This is a genomic window from Adhaeribacter sp., from assembly GCF_057359045.1.
Genome location: NZ_JBMQUD010000010.1, coordinates 1 through 24145, shown reverse-complemented (window position 1 = coordinate 24145; position 24145 = coordinate 1). Strand labels below are relative to the sequence as shown.

At 42.2% G+C, this 24145-nt stretch carries 19 protein-coding genes; 7 read left to right on the top strand and 12 right to left on the bottom strand.

The features are described 5' to 3' along the window. Positions 1-287 precede the first annotated feature (287 nt). Entirely contained in the window at positions 288-2465 is a 2178-nt protein-coding gene (locus ACO1R6_RS01980; RefSeq protein ID WP_486261789.1) for a T9SS type A sorting domain-containing protein, read from the bottom strand. Between the two features lie 415 nt (positions 2466-2880). Here ACO1R6_RS01980 and ACO1R6_RS01975 point away from each other — a divergent pair, with 415 nt between their 5' ends. Then, the gene (locus tag ACO1R6_RS01975) at positions 2881-4173 is read left to right on the top strand and encodes a DEAD/DEAH box helicase (protein ID WP_486261788.1); all 1293 of its coding nucleotides are present in this window, start codon (positions 2881-2883) and stop codon (positions 4171-4173) included. Positions 4174-4209: 36 nt separating this feature from the next. On the opposite strand, the gene ACO1R6_RS01970 is transcribed toward ACO1R6_RS01975, so the two are convergent. The 3 genes from ACO1R6_RS01970 to argS form a co-directional block, all read right to left on the bottom strand. After that, a complete protein-coding gene (locus tag ACO1R6_RS01970; RefSeq protein ID WP_486261787.1) occupies positions 4210-5121 on the bottom strand; it encodes a 1,4-dihydroxy-2-naphthoate polyprenyltransferase in 912 nt (303 codons plus the stop codon). A gap of 23 nt (positions 5122-5144) precedes the next feature. Then, entirely contained in the window at positions 5145-5657 is a 513-nt protein-coding gene (locus tag ACO1R6_RS01965; RefSeq protein WP_486261786.1) for a glutathione peroxidase, read from the bottom strand. 136 nt (positions 5658-5793) lie between these two features. Beyond that, positions 5794-7584: an arginine--tRNA ligase gene (gene argS, locus ACO1R6_RS01960; RefSeq protein ID WP_486261785.1), complete on the bottom strand. Its 1791-nt coding sequence runs from the start codon at positions 7582-7584 to the stop codon at positions 5794-5796. A gap of 268 nt (positions 7585-7852) precedes the next feature. On the opposite strand from argS, the gene ACO1R6_RS01955 reads away from it, so the two are divergent. Beyond that, a complete protein-coding gene (locus ACO1R6_RS01955) occupies positions 7853-9256 on the top strand; it encodes a type III PLP-dependent enzyme domain-containing protein (protein WP_486261784.1) in 1404 nt (467 codons plus the stop codon). 73 nt (positions 9257-9329) lie between these two features. Next, positions 9330-9485 (top strand): hypothetical protein, encoded by a 156-nt coding sequence (locus ACO1R6_RS01950; protein WP_486261783.1) that lies wholly within the window; start codon positions 9330-9332, stop codon positions 9483-9485. Between the two features lie 51 nt (positions 9486-9536). On the opposite strand, the gene ACO1R6_RS01945 is transcribed toward ACO1R6_RS01950, so the two are convergent. Next, positions 9537-10055, bottom strand: coding sequence for a D-glycero-alpha-D-manno-heptose-1,7-bisphosphate 7-phosphatase (locus ACO1R6_RS01945; RefSeq protein ID WP_486261782.1), 519 nt, complete (start codon positions 10053-10055; stop codon positions 9537-9539). 270 nt (positions 10056-10325) lie between these two features. Between ACO1R6_RS01945 and ACO1R6_RS01940 the strand changes: the two genes are divergently transcribed. Together ACO1R6_RS01940 and ACO1R6_RS01935 are read left to right on the top strand one after the other, a co-directional pair. Then, the gene (locus ACO1R6_RS01940) at positions 10326-11057 is read left to right on the top strand and encodes a polyprenol monophosphomannose synthase (RefSeq protein WP_486261781.1); all 732 of its coding nucleotides are present in this window, start codon (positions 10326-10328) and stop codon (positions 11055-11057) included. Between the two features lie 152 nt (positions 11058-11209). Beyond that, entirely contained in the window at positions 11210-12166 is a 957-nt protein-coding gene (locus ACO1R6_RS01935; RefSeq protein ID WP_486261780.1) for a TerC family protein, read from the top strand. Between the two features lie 196 nt (positions 12167-12362). Here the strand turns inward: ACO1R6_RS01935 and ACO1R6_RS01930 are convergent, their stop codons facing one another. Continuing rightward, positions 12363-14363 (bottom strand): biosynthetic peptidoglycan transglycosylase, encoded by a 2001-nt coding sequence (locus ACO1R6_RS01930; RefSeq protein ID WP_486261779.1) that lies wholly within the window; start codon positions 14361-14363, stop codon positions 12363-12365. A 254-nt stretch (positions 14364-14617) separates the two neighbouring features. Here ACO1R6_RS01930 and purB point away from each other — a divergent pair, with 254 nt between their 5' ends. Then, entirely contained in the window at positions 14618-15967 is a 1350-nt protein-coding gene (purB, locus tag ACO1R6_RS01925; RefSeq protein WP_486261778.1) for an adenylosuccinate lyase, read from the top strand. An 87-nt stretch (positions 15968-16054) separates the two neighbouring features. Beyond that, positions 16055-17155 carry a glycosyltransferase family 9 protein gene (locus ACO1R6_RS01920; protein ID WP_486261777.1) on the top strand — a complete coding sequence of 367 codons (1101 nt, stop codon included), beginning with the start codon at positions 16055-16057 and terminating at the stop codon, positions 17153-17155. Positions 17156-17244: 89 nt separating this feature from the next. On the opposite strand, the gene ACO1R6_RS01915 is transcribed toward ACO1R6_RS01920, so the two are convergent. From ACO1R6_RS01915 to ACO1R6_RS01890, 6 genes are read right to left on the bottom strand one after another with little or no spacing between them, the layout of a single operon-like run. Next, complete coding sequence (locus ACO1R6_RS01915) at positions 17245-18381, bottom strand: glycosyltransferase (RefSeq protein WP_486261776.1); 1137 nt, start codon at positions 18379-18381, stop codon at positions 17245-17247. Continuing rightward, positions 18374-19357 (bottom strand): glycosyltransferase family 2 protein, encoded by a 984-nt coding sequence (locus tag ACO1R6_RS01910; protein WP_486261775.1) that lies wholly within the window; start codon positions 19355-19357, stop codon positions 18374-18376. Before ACO1R6_RS01910 ends, ACO1R6_RS01915 begins: the two co-directional genes overlap by 8 nt. 5 nt (positions 19358-19362) lie before the next feature. Further along, positions 19363-19902, bottom strand: a complete 540-nt coding sequence (locus tag ACO1R6_RS01905) for a DUF4199 domain-containing protein (protein WP_486261774.1) — start codon at positions 19900-19902, stop codon at positions 19363-19365. A 16-nt stretch (positions 19903-19918) separates the two neighbouring features. Then, a complete protein-coding gene (locus ACO1R6_RS01900) occupies positions 19919-20428 on the bottom strand; it encodes a DUF4199 domain-containing protein (RefSeq protein ID WP_486261773.1) in 510 nt (169 codons plus the stop codon). 46 nt (positions 20429-20474) lie between these two features. Next, entirely contained in the window at positions 20475-21746 is a 1272-nt protein-coding gene (locus ACO1R6_RS01895) for a dihydroorotase (protein ID WP_486261772.1), read from the bottom strand. A 1-nt stretch (position 21747) separates the two neighbouring features. After that, a complete protein-coding gene (locus ACO1R6_RS01890) occupies positions 21748-23772 on the bottom strand; it encodes a BatA domain-containing protein (RefSeq protein ID WP_486261771.1) in 2025 nt (674 codons plus the stop codon). Positions 23773-24145: the final 373 nt, after the last annotated feature.

Below are 24145 nucleotides of genomic sequence, written 5' to 3'. Positions count from 1 at the left end.
TTAAGGAAAGCCCAAGTTAAATAAAAATTTGGTTGGGTTAAAACTACTTTAGTCTATACTAACGCCTTTAGAAGCGTAAAAATTATGCTTAGATAATAAGTATCCAATATTAAAGCATTTAATAGTTTGTACCAATATTTCCTGGATAATGCGCCAATTTAACCAACACCTTTTTAGCTATTTTGTCAGAACTTTATTGTTTTTACAATTAACCTAAAAAGTTGGCGGCAGCTACGGTACTTTACCCCGTAACTGCCGCCAACTTTTTCATAGTTTTATGAAGTACTTTATTTTACTACCAAACGGCCCTGGCTAATCTGGTCTCCGTCATGGAGTTTTATTAAATATAAACCAGGCCGCATGTTCAGACTTTGCGTCGAGAAGGAAGCTTCGTTGCTACCGGCCTGTAAGGTTTGGGTATAAAGTACCCGGCCATTCATATCGATAAGCTGCACCTGGGCATTAGTAGCTGCCTGCGGCAAACGCAGGGTAAACTGCCCACTACTTACCGGATTTGGCGAAATCACCATCTCGGCCAAAGTAACGCCGTAGCTGTGGTTTACCGGAATAATTTTACTGTACTCAAAGTCGCCATTGAAGTCAACTTGCTTCAGGCGATAGTAATGCGTTCCTTTTCCGGCGCGGCTATCGCGCAAGGTATAAGTTTTTTGGGTATTGCTGGTGCCATTACCTTTTACCTGACCAACTTTGGCAAAGGTACGGCCATCGCTGCTCCGTTCTATTTCAAACCGGTCGTTGTCTTTTTCTGTAGCCGTACGCCATTGCAACAATACCCCGCTCTTCGTCGATTCGCCGGCAAAACTTAGCAGCTCCACTGGTTGCGGTATAATAGGCGAACAATCTTCTCCTACATAAGGTACTCGCGCATTAACTGCTTCGCCGCAGGTATTTTTTACTGTAACCGTAACTGGTCCCGATTCAAAACCGACTAATACTTCTAACACCGGACCGTTATTTGAAAGAATAAGCCAATCAGAGGGCACTTCCCATTCATAAGTAATATCGGTCGTGTTGTTGGTAACGATGGCTGTAAATATGGCAGGTTCGTCCTGGAAAGCACACAAACTATCGGGTCCGGAAATGTTTACAAGAGGGGCATTACATACCGGCGGGGTAGTTCCGCAATCGTTGCTTAAAGTTATATTGCGTACAGTGCCGGCCTGGTTACCACAATCGTTGGTAATATTAACGCCTACTGTTCCAACCGAACTGCCTACTTTTACTTCAATCTGATTTGTTCCTAAACCACTCTGGATAACCCAACCCTCCGGAACCGACCAGTTATAAGTGATATTACCCGGGCTGTTACTTACCGCAGCCGTAAAGTTCACTGTTTTAGTCTGGTTGGCACATACCGAAGCCGGACCATTAATAATGACCGAAGGCATAGGACATACCGATGATGGCGTACCACAATTATTACTAAACGTTATTAACCTACTGGTAGTGGCAGGCGTAGCCGAACAATTATTTCTCACACTTAAGCTTACCTGGCCCGGTGTAGTACCTACCCGCACCTGAATTTGGTTAGTACCAGCACCAGCGGCAATGGTCCAGCCAGCGGGCACGGTCCAGGCATACTGCATATTAGCAGTACCATTGGTTACATTGGCCGAGTAGGTAACCAGTTCATCCTGTTCCGGGCAAACCATAGCCGGACCAGCAATTGAAACATTGGTCACGGGGCAAAGAGGCATACAGTTAGTTCCCAATGCAACCTGCATATTAGCACTTACCGAGCCGCCACAAAAACCAGTAAAACCACCTACCCCATTGCCATTGTTACCGGGGCCGCTACCAGCATCGGCGGGCACATCTACCGTAACACTTACACTACCACCAGTAAAGCTGGTCGAAGGTAAAACGGTTAAAGAGCTGGTATTTTGTCCGGTCACTACAGATAAACCACTTGGCAATGACCAGGTAATTTTTAAATCATCGAGGCTAATGTCTTTGCCATCTTTTTTGCCTTTACCCAGGTTTTTGATAACTACATTATAAACTTGTTGCACATTGGCACAAACGCTATTGGGTCCTTCCAGTACCACCTGAATGCCTTCGCCGGGGTGTACGGGTAAATTCTCGGTGTTATTAGAACCAGGAATTGGTTTAGCCCGCACGGTGCCGGGTTTATCACCCACTCTAAAAGTAATTTTTGATTTATCTGAAGAAATAGAAACAACTTGCCATTCAGCTTCACTAGCTTGGGCCCGAGGGCCATCCCAAGACCATTCTATTGCATTATTACCCGGATTAGGCTCAATTGAATAGGTTTCTAATGTTCCGACGCAAGGCTTTTGGTTACCTACAATCCGGTAAGTATTGCCACCATTGTTGTTGCCCCCATTGCCGCCATTGCCGTTGCCATTACCCTGGGCAAAAGAAAACTGAACTATAAAGATGGAAAAAAAGAATATAATTATAGAAGGTAAGTATTTTTTCATTTTAAAAAAGAGTTAAAGTTCAACAATCAGGTCTATCTTCACAACCAGGCCCCGTTGCCCGATTTATTAATATTCTTAAACGACCTTTAAATACTGTAGTTGCATTTTTCCTCAATTAAAACTTAATAGTTATATATTTTTCTTAAACCATTTATACAATTATCGGCTTTAATTACTCATTTTTAGGTTACATATAATATTATATATATTTGGGTTTCAAATTTGAAATGTAATTTTTTAAATAATTTCAACTTTTCAGCGCAACCTTTTTATCACTTACCTAAAATCTCAAAATATTCTTAGGAAAATTATAGAAATGCATTACCACATCAGTATTTATACTGAGGTATAAATTCTGTAAATTGACAAGAAAATTATTCCTACTTTTACAAACAGTAAAACACAGATAATTGAGATGACCGAAGAAACCTTTGACGCTTTTGGTTTACACGAGGATTTAATGGCTGGTATTCAGGCCATGGGCTTTAAAAGTCCTACTCCTATACAAAAACAAGCAATCCCGGAAATTTTAACCGGTAAAGATTTAATAGCCTGTGCCCAAACTGGCACTGGCAAAACAGCCGCCTATTTATTGCCTTTGCTTAATAAAATATCGCACGCCAACCACGACCATACCAGTACTTTAGTATTGGTGCCCACCCGCGAACTGGCTAAACAGATTGATGAACAGGTAGAAGGTTTTGCCTATTTTGTTTCGGCCCAGTCTATTGCCATTTACGGCGGCAACAAAGGCGACAGTTGGGATGCTCAAAAGAAAGCCATTACCAGCGGTGCCGATATTATTATTGCTACGCCGGGCCGCTTAATTGCGCACATGAACATGGGTTATTTAAAGCTCGATAAACTGGAATACCTGATTCTGGATGAAGCCGATAAAATGCTGGATATGGGCTTTATGGATGATATTATGCGCATTGTGCGACATTTGCCCCAACAACGGCAAACACTTTTGTTTTCGGCCACCATGCCGAGTAAAATAAGAGACCTGGCCCGTAAAATATTAAACCAGCCTTCTGAAATTAGTTTGGCCGTATCTAAACCGGCCGAGGGGATTGATCAGCGCAGTTATATCGTGTACGACAAGCAAAAATTGCCTTTGTTGCAGCATCTTATTAAAGAGATGGAGGTGCAAAGCATGATTGTGTTTACATCCCGTAAATCGGCGGTAAACGAAATTGTACGGGCCTTGCTCCGCATGGGACATACAGCCGAAGGAATAATGTCGGATCGGACGCAAGAAGAGCGGGAAGCCGCCATGCAAGGTTTCCGGAATAAGCAATTTAAAATATTAGTAGCTACCGATATTTTATCGCGGGGTATAGATGTAGACAACATTAGCCACATCATAAATTTTGATGTGCCGCACGATGCCGAAGATTACATTCACCGGATTGGCCGCACCGCCCGGGCCGCCACTACCGGCACCGCTATTACTTTTATAAACGAAAAAGAATTTTACCGGGTAAACCGGATTGAACGGCTCATAGAAAAAGAACTACCCAAATACCCTATACCGGCCGAATTAGGCCCGGCTCCGGAACTTTCGGCAAGTAGCCCCAAAGGCAATGGAGAAGCCAAAAAGCGGAATAAAAAGCCGTTTAACAAAAACCGGAAACCTAACCGCCCTCGCTCAAACGACCAACGCGACAAAGGAACGAACCCAACCGGCGCTGCGGCGCAAAGCTAAGCTATAAAATAATGTGCTCCAGCAACTACTTATAACTTATAACAACAGGCCGATACCAAAGGTTAATACAAATATTAGTGTAGTCAATGCCATTTGTTTCAGGTAAGGGTCTAATAACGCAGATTGGCGGATTTGCCAGACTTGGCGGGCATTTACCAGAAGCAAGGGCAACGCTATCAGGAATAAAAATTGCCAGGTACTGGTATAATTAATAAGGGTGTAAGCCAAAGCACAGAAAAAGCCACCGGCCAATAAAAAAAGATGATAAACGCGGGCCCGGGTTGGACCAATCCGGACCGGTAAAGAATATTTACCAGCCAGCTGGTCTGAGGCTATGTCGCGGATATTATTAATATTGAGTACGGCCGTAGCGAAAAAACCAATACTGGCGGCTGGTAATAATATAGAAAGGTCTAATTCTTGCGTCTGTAAATAATAAGTGCCGCCTACGCCAATGAATCCAAAAAACAAAAAAACCGAAATATCGCCAAAACCGGCGTACCCGTAAGGGCGCGCACCCGCCGTATAATTAATAGCAGCCCAAATTGCTGCCAATCCTAAGCCTAAAAACAGTAGAAAAAGATAAATACCTTCGCGGCCAAAGGCAGTCCAGAGCAACATTACGCCCGAACCAAATGAGAGTAAGGTAAAAATAATTATCCCTTGTTTCATTTGGTTAGAAGTTATTAATCCGGCTTGTACAGCCCGCTTTGGTCCCTGCCGGTGCTCACTGTCGGCGCCGTGTTTGGTATCGCCGTAATCGTTGGCCAGGTTAGATAATATTTGCAGGAACAGCGTAGTTAGCGTACACCACACCACTACCTCTACCCGAAAACTGTTGTGGGCTGCCGCTAAAAAACTACCCATGCCAATACAGGCCAGCGCCAGCGGTAGGGTGCGTAACCTAAAAGCCGAAATCCAGGCTTTTACCTTTAATTTATTCGCCACCAATATTTGCCTTAGGTACTAAATTATTGCGTTATGGCGTCTACAATTTCCGGACTTAAAGGCTTTACTTTAGATGGAAAAAATTCAACTACGTGCCCCCGCTCATCAATTAAATATTTACAGAAATTCCAGGTAGGGGCTTCATCGGTTACCCCATTCATCGATTTATCTGATAAATATTTATACAAAGGATGTGTATCGGGACCGGTAACGGCTATTTTCTCGAAAACCGGAAATTGCACGCCGTAGTTGCGTTCGCAAAAAGTCGCAATTTCTTCGTTAGAACCCGGTTCCTGGCCGCCAAAATCGTTGGCCGGAAACCCCAATACCACTACTTTGCTGCTGTACTTATCGTAAAGTTCTTGCAGTTCTTTGTACTGGGGTGTATAGCCGCACTCCGAAGCCACGTTTACAATTAATATTTTACGGCCTTTAAATTCATTTAAGGCAATGGTTTCGCCCTGCAGGGTTTTAAATTCAAAATCGTAAACAGAAGCCGGGGCGTTGCTTTGCGCCTGATTCGCATTGTTTTCCATAGTAGTAACTTGTTTATTTTCTGAAGGCTGCCGACAAGCAGCCATTCCAGCACATACTAATATTAGCCAGATAAGTTTAGACACGAGATTGCGGTTTTAAAGAAATAACATGAGTGATTTAATACGTTTCCTTTCTTTACATGCGGTCGGGTACATCAATGCCCAGCAAGCGCATGGCCTTTTTAATAGTGCCGGCTACTTGCCCCGATAAGGCCACCCGGAAAGCCAAAGCGGCCGGATTGGTTTCCTGGAAAATAGAAACTTCGGTGTAAAAACGATTATACGCTTTGGCTAAATCGTAGGCAAACTGCCCAATTACTGAGGGCGCAAATAAATGGGCAGCTTCTGCTACCACCTTCGGATAATTAGCTAATAAACCAATTACTTCAGCTTCGGTTTCGTGTAATTGAGTAAGCGGGGCAAAATCTTCGGGCGCAGCCGTAATATTTAACTCAGCTGCTTTGCGCAAAATGGCCGCAATGCGGGCGTGCGTATACTGAATAAACGGACCGGTATTGCCCACAAAGTTGATGGACTCTTCGGGATTAAACAGCATCCGCTTTTTGGGATCTACTTTAAGCAAGAAATATTTAAGTGCACCCATAGCCAGGGTTAAGTAAAGTTGCTCGGCTTGTTCGGTACTTAAGCCTTCTATCTTACCTAATTCATCCGTGCGCTGGCGGGCCGTTTCCACCATTTCGGCTACCAGTTCATCGGCATCTACTACGGTTCCTTCCCGCGATTTCATTTTACCGCTGGGCAAATCTACCATACCGTACGATAAATGGTAAATACCGGCGGCATAAGGTTTTTCTAATTTGCGCAGAATGGCTTTAAGTACCTGCATGTGGTAATTCTGCTCATCGGCAATTACATAAATAGAGGTATCGTAGGCGAAATCGTCGTACTTAAGTTGGGCCGTGCCTAAATCCTGGGTAATATACACCGAGGTGCCGTCGGCGCGGAGCACAAGTTTTTCGTCGAGGCCTTCGTCTTTTAAATCAACCCACACCGAGCCGTCGGGCTTCCGGAAAAACACACCTTTATCCAGACCTTCGGCCACGGAGTCTTTGCCCAGTAAATACGTTTCGGACTCGTAATAAAATTTATCAAAATCAACGCCAATGGTGCGGTACGTTTCGTCGAAACCAGCATACACCCAGCCGTTCATGGTACGCCACAGATCTATGATTTCGGGTTCGCCCTGCTCCCATTTTACCAACATTTCCTGGGCTTGCTGCATTACCGGCGCTTCTTTCTTGGCCTTATCGGCCTCTACCCCGTTGGCTACCAGTTGCTCTATTTGCTCTTTGTACAGTTTATCAAAAGCTACGTAATATTTACCGGCCAGGTGGTCGCCTTTAACTCCAGAAGAAGCAGGCGTTTCGCCGTTGCCCAACAACTGGTAAGCCACCATCGACTTACAAATATGAATACCGCGGTCGTTTACCAGATTTACTTTTACGACCTCATTGCCGTTGGCTTTTAAGATTTCGGCCACCGAGTAACCTAAAAAATTATTGCGTAAATGCCCCAGGTGCAAAGGCTTGTTGGTGTTGGGCGAAGAATACTCAATTACTACTTTTTGCCGCGGCCCTTCTTCTGCGGCAGCTTCGGGAGCTACTACGTTCCGGAAAACATGTAGCCAGGTTTCGTTGCTGATAACCAGGTTCAGAAAGCCTTTTACCACGTTAAAATCGGCAATAGCGGCTACCTGGCTCTTTAAATATTCGCCCAAAATATTTCCAATTTGCTCGGGTCCTTTGCCGGCTGCTTTGGTAAAGGGGAAAGTTACCAGGGTAAACGTACCGGCAAAGTCTTTGCGGGTGGGTTGCAGGTTTACTTCTTCGGCCGGCAAAACAATGCCAAATAACTCCTGTAATGCCTGGCTAACGGCCGCCGAAATATTTTTTTCTAAAGCTATCATAAAGTTGTTGTGTTACCTGTTATTCAAATAAAAAGAACAGGTAAAAATTTAGTAAAATTGCGGCCGGTAAATTGAATTATTACACCGCTATTTTGTTTATTTTTCGGTTTTAAATCTTTTCCTAAATCCCAATCGTTTTTAATATTTAATTATTCGGGGATTTAGAACGGTAAAACTTACGCTAATTTCCGGCTTACCGGAACAAAGTTTTGCAAAGATGGTAAAATACAAACAATTTTACACGACCAGTTAGGGCTAAACATAAAAGATGGATAAATACATAGATCTGATAAATCAGACTTTCGACTTCCCCACAGAAGAATTTCACGTAGAAGACGACCAGATGATTTTCAACGGCATTCCGTTGATGGAAATAATAAAAGAATACGGTACTCCTTTAAAACTTACTTATTTACCTAAAATCAGCTCCCAGATTCAGAAGGCAAAAAAGCTTTTCCGGGAGTCGATGGAAAAACTAAATTACCAGGGCAGTTATACGTACGCGTATTGCACCAAATCGTCGCATTTTTCTTTTGTACTGGAAGAAGCCCTGAAAAACAACATTCACATCGAAACTTCTTCGTCTTACGATATTCCGATTATCCGGGCTTTAAACGAAAAGGGCAAGCTCAGCAAAGATACCTACGTAATCTGCAACGGTTATAAACGCGAGCTGTACCGCCGCTATATTTCGGAGCTGATTAACGATGGTTTTTATAACTGCACGCCCATTCTGGACAACCTCGAAGAAATAGATTATTACAAAGAGCATGTAAATACCCCCAACAAAGTACGGTTGGGCATCCGGGTAGCATCTGACGAAGAACCTAAATTTGAGTTCTATACCTCACGGTTGGGTATCCGGTACAACGACGTGGTAGATTTGTACCTGAATAAAATTAAAGGCGACAGCAAGTTTGAGCTAAAAATGCTTCATTATTTTATTAACAGCGGTATTAAAGACACCAGTTATTACTGGAGTGAGTTGAGCCGTTTTGTGCATAAATATTGCGAGCTGAAAAAAGTTTGCCCGGAACTGGATTCGATTGATATTGGCGGTGGTTTCCCGATTAAAACTTCTATTCAGTTTGATTACAATTACCGGTACATGATAGAAGAAATATTGCGTACCATCCAGCGGATTTGTAAAGACGAAGGCGTGCCGGAACCCAATATTTTTACGGAGTTTGGTATTTTTACGGTAGGCGAAAGCGGGGCTAATATTTATTCTATTCTGGATTTAAAACTGCAGAACGATAAAGAGCTTTGGTACATGATAGATGGTTCTTTTATAACCAACCTGCCTGATTCCTGGGCGCTGAGCCAACGCTATATTTTATTGGCCATAAACCACTTGCGTAAAGATTACCAGCGGATACAAATTGGCGGCTTAACCTGCGACAGCCAGGATTATTATAATTCCGAAATTCACTCGTTCCAGGTTTTTTTACCCAAGATAACAAAACAAGATTCCGAACCGTTATATATTGGATTCTTCCATACGGGTGCGTACCAGGAGTCGCTGAGTGGTTATGGCGGCATTAAACACTGCCTTATTCCGGCGCCCAAACACGTAATTATTGATCGGGACGAAACAGGTAATTTAAAGAGCTGGTTGTTTGCCGAAGAGCAAAGCAGCGATTCGATGTTGCAAATTTTGGGATATAAGTAAAATATTTCTTTTACTATATTTTGCTTATTATTAAATAAATTATATTTTTGGCTTATTAATATTTAGCAGATACATGAAACTCTTAACATTTTTTGCGGCGGTTTGCCTGATGGGTATGGCCTCTTGCTCCCAAAAAACCTGTCCGGCTTATTCTAAAGGCCAGAACCAGGCCCCAACCCACTATGCCAAGGACACTGCCGGCGCTAAAATAATTGCCGTACGCAGCTAAAGTTTTAGGGTTTACGCACTTATATTAAGCCGGTAAAAATTACCGGCTTTTTTATTGCGGTAGAATTAACCGAGCGGCCGCATACAAATTAGTAGCTTTTAAAACGCCGGCCGTTGCAGATGCAGTATTGCTAGTAATCCAAATAGGTTTTATACCAACTTTCTGAGCGGCAATTAAATCACGGGTTTGGTCGCCAACCAACCACGATTGGGTTACATCTATATTAAACCGGGCAATGGCTTTCTCCAGCATCAGCGAATCAGGTTTGCGGGCCAGCGACGCCGATACCGCCGGGTGCGCCGGGGCATAATAAATGGCATCGATGCAACCGGGGCAAGCGTCCAGTAATTTTTGGTGGCATGCCTGCATATCTTTTCGGGTAAATACGCCTTTGGCTATTCCGCCCTGGTTGGTAACTACTACTAACTTATAGCCATTTTGCTTAAGTAAAGTTAAAGCCTCGGGCACTCCCGGAATTATCCTAAAGTCGTTGGGTTGGTACGTGTATTCGCCCCGTTCTTCATTCAGAACACCATCCCGATCCAGGAAAACACATTTTTGTTGCGGCATGCGTTAAAATATATGCTGATAAAAACAGTTTATACTAAATTATTATTGGGCTTACTTACGGGTTAATCAGAAGTAGCTATTTTCTCTAACCCAATCAGCCATTTTTAATTACCAACTTATCAGCTTGTTTGATAATATTAATCCGGTCAAAATTAAAAAAATTCTGGTCGCAAATTAAATTTGTAAATCTGGCGGGTTAACCAAGGCAATATTATACATTAATTATTTAGCCGCTGAAACGTTTTAAAGACAATTTCCTATCTTTGGGCCATGAATGACTCCCTTGTTGTAATTCCCACCTACAACGAAAAAGAAAACGCGCCTGACATTATCCGAAAGGTATTTTCCCTGTCTGTACCTTTTGATGTTTTAATTATTGACGACAACTCTCCCGATGGTACAGCCCAGATAATCCGGGAACTGCAAAAAGAATTTCCCGACCGTCTATTTCTGGAAGAACGTAAAGGCAAACTGGGCTTGGGTACAGCTTATATTCATGGTTTTAAATACGCTTTACGCCGGGGGTATAACTATATTTTTGAAATGGATGCCGATTTTTCGCATAATCCCGAAGATCTAATCCGGTTACGGGCAGCCTGCGCCGACGAAGGATACGACATGGCCATTGGCAGCCGTTATATTGGTGGCGTAAACGTAATTAACTGGCCCATGAACCGGGTACTTATGTCTTACTTTGCCAGCTATTACGTACGGATGGTAACCGGTATGCCTATTCAGGATGCGACAGCCGGCTTTAAATGCTATACGCGCCAGGTGCTGCAAACAATTCCTCTAGACGAGATCCGGTTTATTGGGTATGCATTTCAGATAGAAATGAAATTCCTGACTTATAAATACGGCTTTAAGATAAAGGAAGTACCTATTATTTTTACGGAACGCGCCAAAGGGCATTCTAAAATGAGCAAAGGCATTATTAAAGAGGCCTTTTACGGTGTTATTTCCATGAAAATAAACAGTTATTTCCGGCATTTTAACCGTTAATATAAGCTGGCGTTGCCTTAATCACTAAAAGGAACCCGCTGCTTTACCATTTATCCCGTATAGGAGGTTAGCTAGTTTAAATTATTACCTGTAATCTTAAGCTGGCTAATACATTTGTAATATTTACAATAAACCGCCTTTACTTCCCGAAAATGGACTATAGCATAACTTTCTGGGTAGGGTTTAACATATTTGTCCTCGCGCTGCTGTTCCTGGATTTATTTGTATTTCATCGGAAAGCCCACGAGGTAAAAGTAAAAGAGTCGTTGCTATGGACTTGTTTCTGGATTGCCCTGGCCCTGACTTTTAATTTATTTATTTACCTGCGCGATGGCTCGCAGCCGGCCATTGAATTTTTAACGGGTTACCTTATCGAAAAATCCCTCAGTGTAGACAACTTGTTTGTGTTCCTGATGATTTTTAATTATTTCCGGATACCGCTCCAGTACCAACATAAAATTTTATTCTGGGGCATTTTTGGGGCTTTAATTTTACGGGGCATTTTTATTTTAGTGGGCGTAGCTTTGCTCCAGAAATTTCATTTTATCACGTATATTCTGGGAGCTTTCCTGGTGTTTACCGGTATAAAAATGGCCACCTCCCAACAAGAAGGCATTGACCCCGAAGCCAACCCGTTGGTAAGGTTTGTAAGCCGTTTTATGCCGATTACCAACCATTTGGCTGGGGGAAAATTTTTTGTACGGGAAAATAAAACCCTTTATGCTACCCCCCTCTTTATTGTTTTGGTAATGGTAGAAACCACTGATGTGGTATTCGCCGCCGATTCCATTCCGGCTATTCTGGCTATTTCGCAAGACTCTTTTATTGTGTATACCTCTAACGTATTTGCTTTACTGGGATTAAGAGCCCTTTATTTTGCGCTGGCTGGTATCATGAAACTGTTTCATTACTTGCATTATGGGTTATCGCTTATACTGGTATTTATTGGTGCCAAATTATTGCTCGCCAATTACATAAAACTGGATATGCTGTATGCGTTGCTGATAGTAGTTTTCATTCTGGCTGTTTCGATAATATTATCAATAATATTTCCGCAGAAACCACCTAAAGATGTATTACCACCCAATAAGCATAACCCCGAACAATAGCTTATTTGTGCAGTAGTATTGTTAAGAATTAGCAAGGAGCCTTTAACTCTGCTACCAACTTAGGCTAAGTACGCTAGGGGTAATTTATACCTGATTTAATTTACTGGTTGTAACTATTATTATTGGTTGGGGTAGCCTCACATAAAAAAAGCCAATACCTGTTTAAAGATATTGGCTTTACTTTTTACCAGGCAAATTAATCCAGTAAATCGATGGGACTATCTAAATCTAAATCCATAGGCAAACTTTCTACAATAGTGGTATCGGGGGGTGGCGTAGCCGTTACAATCAGGCTGCGGGCCCGGCCGCGTAAAGTTACCGCCGGGTAAAGCGTTTCGTAATCATAATCCGATATTAAGCCTTTGCGGCGCATAATACCCGAAATTAATTTAAAATAATAACGTGGCCGGCTACGCAGGTTGCCGTAAGCATCAAACGAATAACTGTAGCGTTTAGGACTGGGAATTATACTGGTTAAGAATAAACTCTCGGCCAGGTTAAGCTGACTCGGGTGTTTTTCGAAGAAAAAGCGACTGGCTTCTTTTACCCCGTACACATTAGGCCCCCATTCAATTATATTCAGGTAAACTTCGTACATCCGCTGCTTCGACGATATACGGTTATTCTCAATCAGCCAAACAATCAATATTTCTTCGGCTTTCCGGGCAATGGTTTTATTGCGGGTGAGAAAAGCATTTTTTACCAATTGCATAGAAATGGTACTGCCCCCCCGCACAAAACCTTGCTTTTTAATATTATCGATAATAGAATGCCGGAAGGCACCTTCATGAAAACCTTTGTGGGTAAAAAACCGAGGATCTTCGGAAGTTAAAATGGCATTTTTAAGGTACGGCGAAATTTGGTTATAAGGCGTAAAGTTAGGATTGGCCGGCCCTACCACAAAGGTGCGCAAGGGTTTTCCGTATTCATATACAGTATGCTCAAAAGGCTGGTTCAGTTTCCGGAAATCGGTTTTGCCATACTGTAAAATGTTAAAATATTGTGCATCTAAGCGCGAATCAAACTTAAGGCTGTCTACCTGGTCCAGATCAACAAAAAAGTTCATATTGTACGTAAGAAAACCCTGCGCCTTTAAACCTTCAAAAGACTCGAACATCCCTTCGGGCAACGAACTAAAAAAATCATTGGCTTCGGTTTTAGCCGACCTAACTTTTAAAGTTATTTTTTTGGAAGGCTTGGTTTCGAGCGAAGCTTGCGGGTAAACTACCATTTTGTTTACCGTTACTTTGCTTAAGCTATCCAGCGAATAATAATTTTCGCCGAGGGTAATCACATAATTAATGGCACTATTATTTACCCGCACGTCGGCATCAGCAATTCTCGGATGGTTTAGTTCCAGGTTATGTACCCGGGCGGTGCCCCGTACGGTTAAGCGGTCGTTACGGTACGTTTTATTAGCCAGGCTTACGTGTAAGGTATCAAAAGAAACCTTGGCATCCCATTTCTGCTGAATGTAGGGTAACCGGATACCGGCCGGATCGTTGGTGTACAGGCTACCTTCCAGGTGGTAATCATCCGGGTCGATAATGCCTTTTACCCGTAAACTATTTACAATGGTATCGGCTTTTACTAATAAATTGGTTTCAATGTTGCCATCTTCAATGCTTAGCTCGGGCATGGCAATATCTATGGTTCGGTTGTCGCTTTCGTAGTTTACCCGGAAATTTCGAAAATCTACTTCGTCGGGCACATTCTCAAAAGCGGTTTCAATTAAGCGATTTAACACTTCGCCGTAATTCCGGTTTTTAGAGGTTTCGCGGGTAGGGGCGGTACTTTTCTTCTTGAGTAAAAAAGAATAATTGTCCTGGCCATTGTGTTTTACAGCCGTCAGAAAAGCGTTTTCGATGGTTAAGTGACTAAATACCGGCCGGAAAAACAACATCGATCTAAAACTAATCTCAACATCAATATTGCTGGTTTTAAGCAAGGTATCTCTATCAATTGGTACCAGGGCAATATTTTTCATCCGGACCGTATTGTAATTACTAAAATCGGCGCTCTGGATGGTAAACTTTACCGGGTACTTTTGCTCAACCTTGGTTATAACTTCCCGCACCACTATCCGGAGAATGCGCGCCCGAAAAACAAAGAGTAAGGTAAAGGTTATAAATAAAAAAGAGAAAACCCCTATAGCCCACCACTTCCAGGTTCTTTTAAAATATGCTTTCCAGTTCAAATTTTTCTAATTGAATAATTGTGCGAAATAACAGAATATAGCTTAATAAATTAGCTGCTTTTAAAAAAAACCGCGCAACTATATATTTATATTCTGCTTTACGCTTGTTTAACGTAAAAATTTCGCACAGGATAGGAGCAAATACAATGCCTTTCTTTTTTAATGTAGTATTATCTGTTAAATGCGGCTTACAGGCCAATTTCTAACGTGCTAAAGTGGCATATTTTATTAATTTTGCCTAAAAAACAACCGCTATGGATTTGAATGCCCTCACGGCCATTTCGCCGATTGATGGTCGGTATCGCCACCAACTAAAAGAACTGGCCCCTTATTTTTCGGAGTACGGGCTTATTTATTACCGTGTCCGGATTGAGGTAGAATATTTTATATCGTTGTGCCAGTTGCCTTTGCCCCAGTTACAGGAAGTGCCGGCCGCTATTTTCCCGGCTTTACGGGGTATTTACGAGAATTTTTCTCAGACCGATGCCACGCAAATAAAAGAACTCGAAAAAACAACGAATCACGATGTAAAGGCTGTTGAATATTTCCTGAAAGAAAAATTTGCGGCTTTGGGTTTAGCGGCTTCCATGGAGTTTATTCATTTTGGCCTTACCTCGCAAGATGTAAATAATACCGCCATACCTTTATCGTTAAAAGAAGCTTATACCCAAATAATTTCGCCGGCTTACGAGCAGCTAATAGAAAAGCTGAAAACACTGGCCGATACCTGGCAAAATATTCCCATGCTGGCGCGTACCCACGGGCAACCGGCTTCCCCTACCCGGCTGGGCAAAGAAATATACGTTTTTATAGAACGCCTGGAGGCACAACGGCAACTTTTGCAGCAAGTACCTTTTTCGGCTAAGTTTGGGGGCGCCACCGGCAACTTTAATGCCCACTATGTAGCTTACCCGGGCACCGACTGGCAAGCCTTTGGCCAAAATTTTGTAGAAAATACGTTGGGCCTAAAAAGAAGCGTATTTACCACCCAAATAGAGCATTACGACAACCTGGCTGCTTTTTGCGATGGCCTGAAAAGGTTAAATACCATTTTAACAGATTTTGCCCGCGACGTTTGGCAATATATTTCCTTGGGGTACTTTAAGCAAAAAATCAAAGCCGGCGAGGTAGGCTCATCGGCCATGCCCCACAAAGTAAACCCCATCGATTTTGAAAATGCCGAAGGAAACCTAGGATTAGCCAATGCCTTGTTTGAATATTTAGCGGCTAAATTACCAGTTTCCAGGCTGCAACGCGATTTAACCGATTCTACTGTACTCCGGAACCTGGGTGTGCCGCTGGCACATAGTTTATTGGCTTTAAAATCGTTGCAGAAAGGATTAGGTAAATTAGAATTAAATCAGGATGCCCTGAACCAGGATTTAGAAGATAACTGGGCAGTAGTAGCCGAAGGCATACAGACGGTTCTGCGGCGAGAAGGATATCCGCAACCCTACGAAGCGTTAAAAGCTTTAACCCGCACCAACGAAAAAATTACCGCTACCAGCATTTCGCAATTTATTGATGGTTTAGAGGTTACTGATGCCATTAAAACCGAACTGAAAGCAATAACTCCAGCCACATACACGGGCATAAGATTATAATTTATAAGATTAAGAATTAGAAATTATGTTTAAATATTTTCTTACAAACCGGTAATTTCTAATTCTTAATTCTCTATTACTTAACCAATGGCAGAAGTAAATAACGTTACCGTCCATACCAATTGTATTCATTTCCGGGGCGATATACCGTGTAAACCCAACAAGGAAGCTGGTTACCAGTGTGGCAATTGTCCGGTTTATACGCCCATTCAGAAACGGATTTTGATTATTAAGTTAGGTGCCATTGGGGATGTTATCCGGACCACGCCGCTTATCCGAAAAATCAGAAGTTTATATCCGGATGCAAAAATTACCTGGCTCACCCACACGCCGGCTATTTTACCCCGCGACGAGATAAACGAAATATTAAAGTTTGATTTGGCTGCCGTGCTGTATCTGCAAAATACCAGCTTTGATGTTTTGTATAACCTGGATAAAGATAAAGAAGCCTGCGCGTTACACGACAGCATCCGGGCCGATGAGAAATATGGCTATAGTTTGCGCAACGGCGTTGCCTTCCCGTCTAACAGTTTAGCCAATCATAAATATTTAACCGGCATATTCGACCAAATCAGCCTGGAGAATAAACAATCGTACGTAGCCGAAATATTCCAAATTTGTGGCTGGGAGTTTGCCGGCGAAGAATACATTTTTGACAACCACCAAGACAAAGGCTATAGTTGGGATTTAGACCGCAGCAAATATTTAATTGGCTTAAATACCGGTTGCGGCGACCGCTGGACCACCCGTTTGTGGTCGGATGAAAAGTGGATTGCTTTGATTGAACAACTGCAAAAAGAAAATTACACGGTAGTACTATTGGGCGGCGAGCAGGAAGATGCCCGTAACCAGGTTTTGCAAAACAGAACGGGTGCTGTTTATTTGGGGTATTTTAAACTAGAGCAGTTTATAAACCTCATGTACCAGATGGACGTGATTGTAACCCAAGTTACCATGGCCATGCACATTGCCATTGCGCTGCAAAAGCAAATTGTATTGATGAATAATATTTTTAATCCGTACGAATTTGAGTTATACGGCCGGGGCTTTATCGTTTCGCCGGATAAGGAATGTGCTTGTTTTTACCGCGGTACCTGCCAGTTTGGAACATCTTGCATGGAGGACTTGCCGGCTACCAAAGTTTTTCATCACGTACAAGCCTGTTTAGGAGCAAATGTGGCTTCCTAAATTAATTAATACTGAGTTTAACGACAATACGCCTAAAGCCTACTTAATCCTGTTTTGCAATCAGTATAAATTGTATTCTGAGAGCTAAATTAATTTAGTTGCCTGGCCAGCTGTTTCATGGTGGCTACCATACTCTCCCACGAAAACTGCTTTTTAATTTCCGGAATATTGGCGATAAATTCTTCGGCCCGGTTTAGGCTATAAAAATCGTACAGGGCATCGGCAATAAATTGGGGTTGGGCGGGTGTTACATAACCCACTTTTCCGTCCGGAATTAATTCGGCCAAGCCCCCCACATCGGTAACCAACATGGGTTTATTAAAGTGGTAAGCAATTTGCGATACGCCGCTTTGAGTAGCGTGTCGGTAAGGCTGTACTACTATATCGGCGGCACAAAAATAATGCACTACCTGGCTATTGGGTATAAACGTGGTAGCCCGTACCAGCTTGTGTTCTAAATTATGTTTTTGGATAAGGGCTTCGTACGGTTGGGCATCTTCGTAAAATTCGCCGGCAATAATTAGCTTTAGCGGTAAGCTTTGCAGCCGTGCATCGGCAAAAGCCTGCAATAGCAAATCTAAACCTTTGTAGGCCCGGATAAACCCAAAAAACAAAATATAACGGTACGCCGGATCGAGGTTTAAGGCTTTTAAGGCATCTGGTTGAGGTTCGGGGGCACCAAAATTATCGTAGAGCGGGTGCGGGTGGTAAAACTTGGGTTTGGCTGGCTGCAACTGCGCTAAGTCTTGCAGCACAGATCTGGACATGGTAATAAATCCCTGACAAGCGGCTAAAAAATATTTTGTAAAAGGTAAATCGCCTATCCGCTTTTCGTGTGGAATAACATTATCGGTAAGGGCAATAATTTTAGTGTGCTTGTTTTGGGCAGCAATACGAGCTATTGTACCAAAAGCGGGTCCCATAAAAGGCAACCAAAAACGGAAAAGAATAAAGTCGGGCCGTTCTTTTTTCAGATATAACCCGGTTTTAACCCAACTGAGCGGATTCACCGAATTAATCATAACTTTAATATGTAGGTTGGCGGGAGCCGCTTCGGTAGAATATTGCGTTTGACCCGGAAATAAAAAACCCGGGTATTGCAAACTAAACGTTACAATCTCGGCAATATCGCCTTGTTCCTGAAAAGCCTGGGCCAAGCGCTCGTTGTACGTAGCCAAACCTCCCCGTAAAGGGTAAGCCGGTCCAATAATTACTACTTTAGCCATTCACCTGTAAGCCGATGTGGTCGCGGATAAGATATTCGTTCTTACGACTGCCCGATAAAGAAACCATTTCGGCGAGAAAACCGGCTAAAAACAGTTGCACCCCAATAATAACGGCCACTAAAGCCAAAAAGAAAAGCGGTTGGTCTACTACATTCCTGACCCGCTGGTGCAGAAACAAAGAATAATATACCTTTTCAATGATCAGCCAAAGGGTAATTAAAAAACCAATCAGAAAAGATAAAGTACCCATGGTACCAAAAAAATGCATCGGTCTTTTCTTAAACCGCGATACAAAGGTAATGGAGAGTAAATCCAGAAAGCCGTACACAAATCGTTCTAAACCAAATTTAGTTATACCGTATTTGCGCTCGCGGTGCTGTACTATCTTTTCGCCGATTTTAGCAAATCCGTTCCATTTGGCAATTACGGGTATATAACGGTGCATTTCGCCGTACACTTCTATGCTTTTTACCACCCTTTGGTCATACGCTTTTAAGCCGCAGTTAAAGTCGTGCAGGTTAATGCGCGACAATTTTCGGGTAACAGCATTAAATAATTTGGTTGGAATAGTTTTAGAAAGCGGATCGTAGCGCTTCTTTTTCCAGCCCGAAATTAGGTCGAAACCTTCGTATTTGATTAAATCGTAAAGTTCCGGTATTTCGTCCGGCGAATCCTGTAAATCGGCATCCATAGTAATAACCACTTCGCCGATACACTGCCGGAAGCCCACGTTTAAGGCCGCCGATTTGCCGTAGTTGCGGTTAAACCGGATGCCTTTGATATTATTGTTTTCGGTAGCCAAGCCCTGAATTATGGCCCATGAGGTATCGGTACTACCATCGTCGATCAAGATAACTTCGTAAGTGTAATGATGTTCCTGCATTACCCGGCTAATCCATTGGGTAAGCTCCCGCAAAGAATCGGCCTCGTTTAATAAAGGAATAACGACAGAAATATTAAGCGTATTTTGCTGCATGCAGGTTATTCAAATTCCGAACGGGAATTTTTGGTGATGGCGGCAATTACCAGCGAAAGTAAAAAGCCAAAAAATAACATTACGACAATAGACCAGATAACCATCATGCCGGGGCTGGTAAAACTCTGGGCCACTTTTAAAGCTTGTTCTATTTGTTCGTCGCTCATGCCGCGCTTTTCCAGTTCGGCAATTTGCATTTCCTGGGCGCGGTTCATAAAACCGGAGTCAATAAAGGTCATGTAAACAAAGGTAAACAACCCCGAAAGCACCCCCACAATGCCCGATAACAAAGAACCAGTACCTAGCCCCTGCCCGTAAGTCATGTAACCGCCATTTTCTTTTTTAAAGTGTTGGTGAGCCAAGTATATTCCAACAATCAGGATTAAAAAAGAAATAATAGACAAAAACTGGTTATTATTCAGCTCGGTTACATAGAGTATCAGGCTATAGATCATCATGATCATACCTACCAGTAAACCATAACGGAGGCCTACGGCTTTTACACTGGCCCGGGGACTTTGCTCTAAAGTAAAATCTTCGTTCATAGAGATTAGGTTAAAGTTATTTACGGAAATAAACAGCCGCTATAATAGATATTATAAACCCCGTCATTAATTTCTTCATAAAATCGTCGGCAGCCAAATGGTAAGGCGTGGTTTTTTCTAATTGCGCCAAGGTTTGGTTGTAATTTGCTTCGCCGATAATTTTTATGGTTTCACCCCGGGTAGCCTCAAACATTTCTTTCATTTCGGCAATGTGCCGTTCAATGGCTTCTAAGCCAGCAAACACCGAAAAAATATACAGCAACATAGCCGATGCCAATGCAGCGTAAAATGTAATAGTTAAAGCTACTCTTAATGCTTTTAAAAAGCCAATATTCTGATCGTTATATTTTTTAAAATTAGCACAACCTAAAAATATAAAAACCGGCATAAAAACTAAACTAAAAATGCTGGTTTGCCCGTAAGGGTTGGCTCCGGCAAAATACAAAGTTAAAGTTATACCAAAACTTACCAGTGCGCACAAAACGCCATACCGGATTCCGGTTCGCATTACTGCTTGTTCAAACATTCATTCAATTTTTAATTTCCGCACCTAAAATAGCGGCGGTAAGCATTTAATAATTTTCGTTTAAGGTTAATGTGTTTTTGTGCACAATACCGCGCACCTGCCCTGTAAGTTCCTGTCCAAAAAACGGACTATTATCTGACTTAGAAGCCGAATTAGTTACCTGCGGCACCCATTTTTTTTCGGGGTTAAAAATAGTTAAATTGGCCGGAGCCCCTTCTTCTATCACCAAGCCGGGTAAATTTAAGATAGCCCGGGGTGCACTCGTAAACTTCTGAATTATTTTTTCGGTACCTAGAGCAGCCCCCAAAAATGTATTTGCTACCGCGTAAGCCGTCTCCAGGTTTATAATGCCAAATTCGGCCAGGTCAAACTCCAGTTTTTTCGATTCGGTGTCTTGCGGTTTGTGCGCCGATACCAAAGCATCGATAGTGCCATCCTTTAACCCTTCTATGATTGCCTCGCGATCTGATTCTGAGCGGAAAGGTGGGTCTACTTTATAATTGGTATCGAAAGGCAGCATGGTTTCGTCGGTAAAGGCTACCTGGTAACTGGCTACATCGCAGGTTACGGCTAAACCATTGGCTTTTGCTTTTTTAATTCGGGCTAAAGCACCAGCGCTGGAAATTAAAGAAAAATGGAGTTTACCTCCCGCATAAGCCAGCAATTGTAAATCTCTTTCTACCAATACTTCTTCGGCCAGGGCCGGAATGCCTTTTAAGCCCAGCTGGGTGCTTACGGTACCTTCGTGCATCAGGCCTAATTGGCTTAGGTATTTATCCTGGGGCCGTTGCACTACTAGTCCATTAAAATACTGCACATAATGCAAGGCTTTTACCAAAACATCGGCCTGTTGTACCGGTATATCGCCATCGGTAAAATAAACCGCACCGGCCCGGTTCAGGTCAATCATTTCAGTTAAATCTTTTCCCTGAATATCTACGGTAACTGCGCCGGCCGCATAAAAGCTTACGGGTAAAGTGTCTGATTGCCGTTGTAAATAGCCAATAGCATTTTTGGTTTGTACTACCGGTTGTAAATCTGGCATACAAACCAATTCGGTAAAGCCTCCGTTTGCCGCAGCTAAAGCCGCCGAGTTCAGGTCTTCTTTATACTCTAAGCCTGGCTCCCCTACCCAACACCGCATATCTACCCAACCTTCCGACACGCATAAACCTTCTTCGGCTATTACCCTGTCGGCGGGCTTATCTTCCGGGCCTATATAGTTAATATGGCCGTTCTGAAGGTAAACATTGGTAACTTGATTATGGAAACTAGAAGCTGAACTGATAATTTTGATGCCTTTGAGCAGAATATTCATGTTACATGAACCTGATTAGCAGGATTTCGGTTAACGCAAAAATTAAACACAATATTAGGCAATATTTCCATAGTTGCGTGCCTAAGTTGTCTTGCGCAAACAATTTTTTAATCGCAACCTCATCCGAAGCTTCCAAAACTTTGATATTTTTCGCATCACCGGCCAGTCTTTTCAGTTCGGCTACACTGTAAGTATCCAGGTCCGATTCTCTTTGGTTGTAATTTAAAGCAATGGTGGTTAAAGGCTGATTTCCGGAATGCAACTCGTAAAAACCATTCTCATTTAATTCGTCCGGAATAGTTAAGGCGGCAATCCCATTATTTATTTGCTGTTCCGGAATATACGTTACACTATCTTTTACCAGTTTTACGACTTCTTTAGCATTAATATTATTGGCTGGGTACTGAATATTATTGCCGCCCAAGGTATAGGCCACCTGCTGTTTTTGTTTAAAACTTTGCATGGCTATTTTGTACATGACCGGCACAAACAAAGCATGGTTCGCAAAATCGGTGTATTCTTCGGTTAGCGGCGAAGCAAAAATATAGACCCGGCCGCTCCCCTTCCGGAAAGAGGAAAGAAAATTCCTGCCATTCCGGAATTTAAGAATATCACCCGATGAACGATTCCAGGCTAGTACCGGCGTTGCATTGGGCATTTTCATTTTACTAGAAGTAGCTTCAAAAATATTCCGGAAAAACGGATTGTTCTCATCTACAGCCGCTAATTCAGACTGAGCACTTGGATTTGGCGCAACGGCCTGGTAACTAATATTGGCTATACCCAACCTTTGGAAAAAATTAGCATATGTAGCGGCTTCACCTTTAGCAGCTGGTATTATTGCTACCGTTCCGCCGGCCGTTAAATAATCGCTCAGGTTCTCGGCAAAAGCTGTTGTTAATTGGTTAAGTGAGTTTAAAATAATCAGGTCTGAGTTTTTGAGCAAGGTGTAATTAAATTGCTGCGGTGTAAAGGCCTGGTATTTAAATAAAGGTTCGTTGGTATACAAACGGGTGGTAGGTGCGGTATTACTTTGTAAAATATCTACAATGGCTATCTGGGCCGAAGCTTGCAAAGTAAAATAATAGGTATTATCAAAATCTATCGGGTAATCTTGTAAAACAATGCGGCATTTTTTAAGATTGGCATCGGCTAAACGGTAAACCAGTTCCACGTTTTTGGTTTGTTTAGCCGGTATTGATACACTAAGCGCCGAAACCTGCTGGTCACCGATAAAAAATTTTACGTTACAGTTTTCAATATTTTCGGTACCGCTATTCCGCAACCGCACCGTAATTTTATTATTTGCATTTAACCGAACAAACTCATCTTCTAAGTAAACACTATCTACCGAGGCATTGTAACCAGCATGTCCTTTCAGGTGTACCAGATAAAAATTATTATCAGATTGGGCCATCTCCCGCAGGTATTCTTCCCGGAACGTATTTTTCTGAAAATCAGAATAAATTATAGCATCATATTCGCCGGTACTGCTCAAAGAAAAACCGGAAAGCAAAGCCGGAAATTTTTTATTGTAAGTAGAGAACTTAAGTTCAGCTAAATGATTCTTTGCTTTTACAGGGGTAAAATTGGTGTAATTGCTAGAAGACCGGGAATTATTCTGAATATTGATGGTGGTTGAAGGCCCCAGATTGTTTATTACGCTTTGGCTATGTTCTACGGCTTGGTCTAACAAGTTTTTACCTGCTTCCTCCGATTCGTTTTGTAAACTAAGGGAATTATCGAGGTATAGCTTAATTGCCCGTGATTGGTTAAAATTATTTCGAGCCGGCAAAAAAGGCTGCGCAAATAATAGCACCAGAAAAACAATAAACCCAATTCGAGCCAAAAGAATTAATATTTGCTTCAGTCGCCGATGACTGGACGTAATATTTTTAACTTCTTTAATGAAAGACACATTGGTAAATATTACCCGTTTCGCCCTTCTTAACTCAATTAAATGCAGTATAATAGGTATGGCAATAGCCGATAATCCATAAAGAAAAATGGGAGCTACAAAATTCATGAAAATCTCCTTAAGTTAATACAATATAGGCATCCGTTTGAATAAAACGTATGAATAACTCAATATTATAAAATTAATCTTACGAGTAAAATTTTAACTTAAATGAAGGCAGGATTATAGTGTTAATATATCATTAACAGTAAATCTTAGATCTAGTTATCTAATTGGGGTAAAAAAGAATGATAGCTAGAAAAGGTAAGTGAGAGCATGTTTGGAAAAGTATAGGAGAAATATTTTTTCTAGCAATTGCATATTAGAGGATTCCCTTTTCTTTTTCTACTAAACGCAAAGAGCCCTTCTTAACAGAGGGGCTCTTTGGGTATATACCGGTAGGTATATGCTAAGAAAAAAAAGGGGTTGGCGGCTACCTACT

Coding starts and splice junctions, on each gene's coding strand:
- ACO1R6_RS01915 (WP_486261776.1), bottom strand. CDS start 18,381: ATGGCTAAAGTAGTAATTATTGGACCGGCTTACCCTTTACGGGGAGGT.
- ACO1R6_RS01965 (WP_486261786.1), bottom strand. CDS start 5,657: ATGGAAAACAATGCGAATCAGGCGCAAAGCAACGCCCCGGCTTCTGTT.
- ACO1R6_RS01900 (WP_486261773.1), bottom strand. CDS start 20,428: ATGTTTGAACAAGCAGTAATGCGAACCGGAATCCGGTATGGCGTTTTG.
- ACO1R6_RS01945 (WP_486261782.1), bottom strand. CDS start 10,055: ATGCCGCAACAAAAATGTGTTTTCCTGGATCGGGATGGTGTTCTGAAT.
- ACO1R6_RS01955 (WP_486261784.1), top strand. CDS start 7,853: ATGGATAAATACATAGATCTGATAAATCAGACTTTCGACTTCCCCACA.
- ACO1R6_RS01975 (WP_486261788.1), top strand. CDS start 2,881: ATGACCGAAGAAACCTTTGACGCTTTTGGTTTACACGAGGATTTAATG.
- ACO1R6_RS01935 (WP_486261780.1), top strand. CDS start 11,210: ATGGACTATAGCATAACTTTCTGGGTAGGGTTTAACATATTTGTCCTC.
- purB (WP_486261778.1), top strand. CDS start 14,618: ATGGATTTGAATGCCCTCACGGCCATTTCGCCGATTGATGGTCGGTAT.
- ACO1R6_RS01905 (WP_486261774.1), bottom strand. CDS start 19,902: ATGAACGAAGATTTTACTTTAGAGCAAAGTCCCCGGGCCAGTGTAAAA.
- ACO1R6_RS01910 (WP_486261775.1), bottom strand. CDS start 19,357: ATGCAGCAAAATACGCTTAATATTTCTGTCGTTATTCCTTTATTAAAC.
- ACO1R6_RS01895 (WP_486261772.1), bottom strand. CDS start 21,746: ATGAATATTCTGCTCAAAGGCATCAAAATTATCAGTTCAGCTTCTAGT.
- ACO1R6_RS01950 (WP_486261783.1), top strand. CDS start 9,330: ATGAAACTCTTAACATTTTTTGCGGCGGTTTGCCTGATGGGTATGGCC.
- ACO1R6_RS01940 (WP_486261781.1), top strand. CDS start 10,326: ATGAATGACTCCCTTGTTGTAATTCCCACCTACAACGAAAAAGAAAAC.
- argS (WP_486261785.1), bottom strand. CDS start 7,584: ATGATAGCTTTAGAAAAAAATATTTCGGCGGCCGTTAGCCAGGCATTA.
- ACO1R6_RS01890 (WP_486261771.1), bottom strand. CDS start 23,772: ATGAATTTTGTAGCTCCCATTTTTCTTTATGGATTATCGGCTATTGCC.
- ACO1R6_RS01980 (WP_486261789.1), bottom strand. CDS start 2,465: ATGAAAAAATACTTACCTTCTATAATTATATTCTTTTTTTCCATCTTT.
- ACO1R6_RS01920 (WP_486261777.1), top strand. CDS start 16,055: ATGGCAGAAGTAAATAACGTTACCGTCCATACCAATTGTATTCATTTC.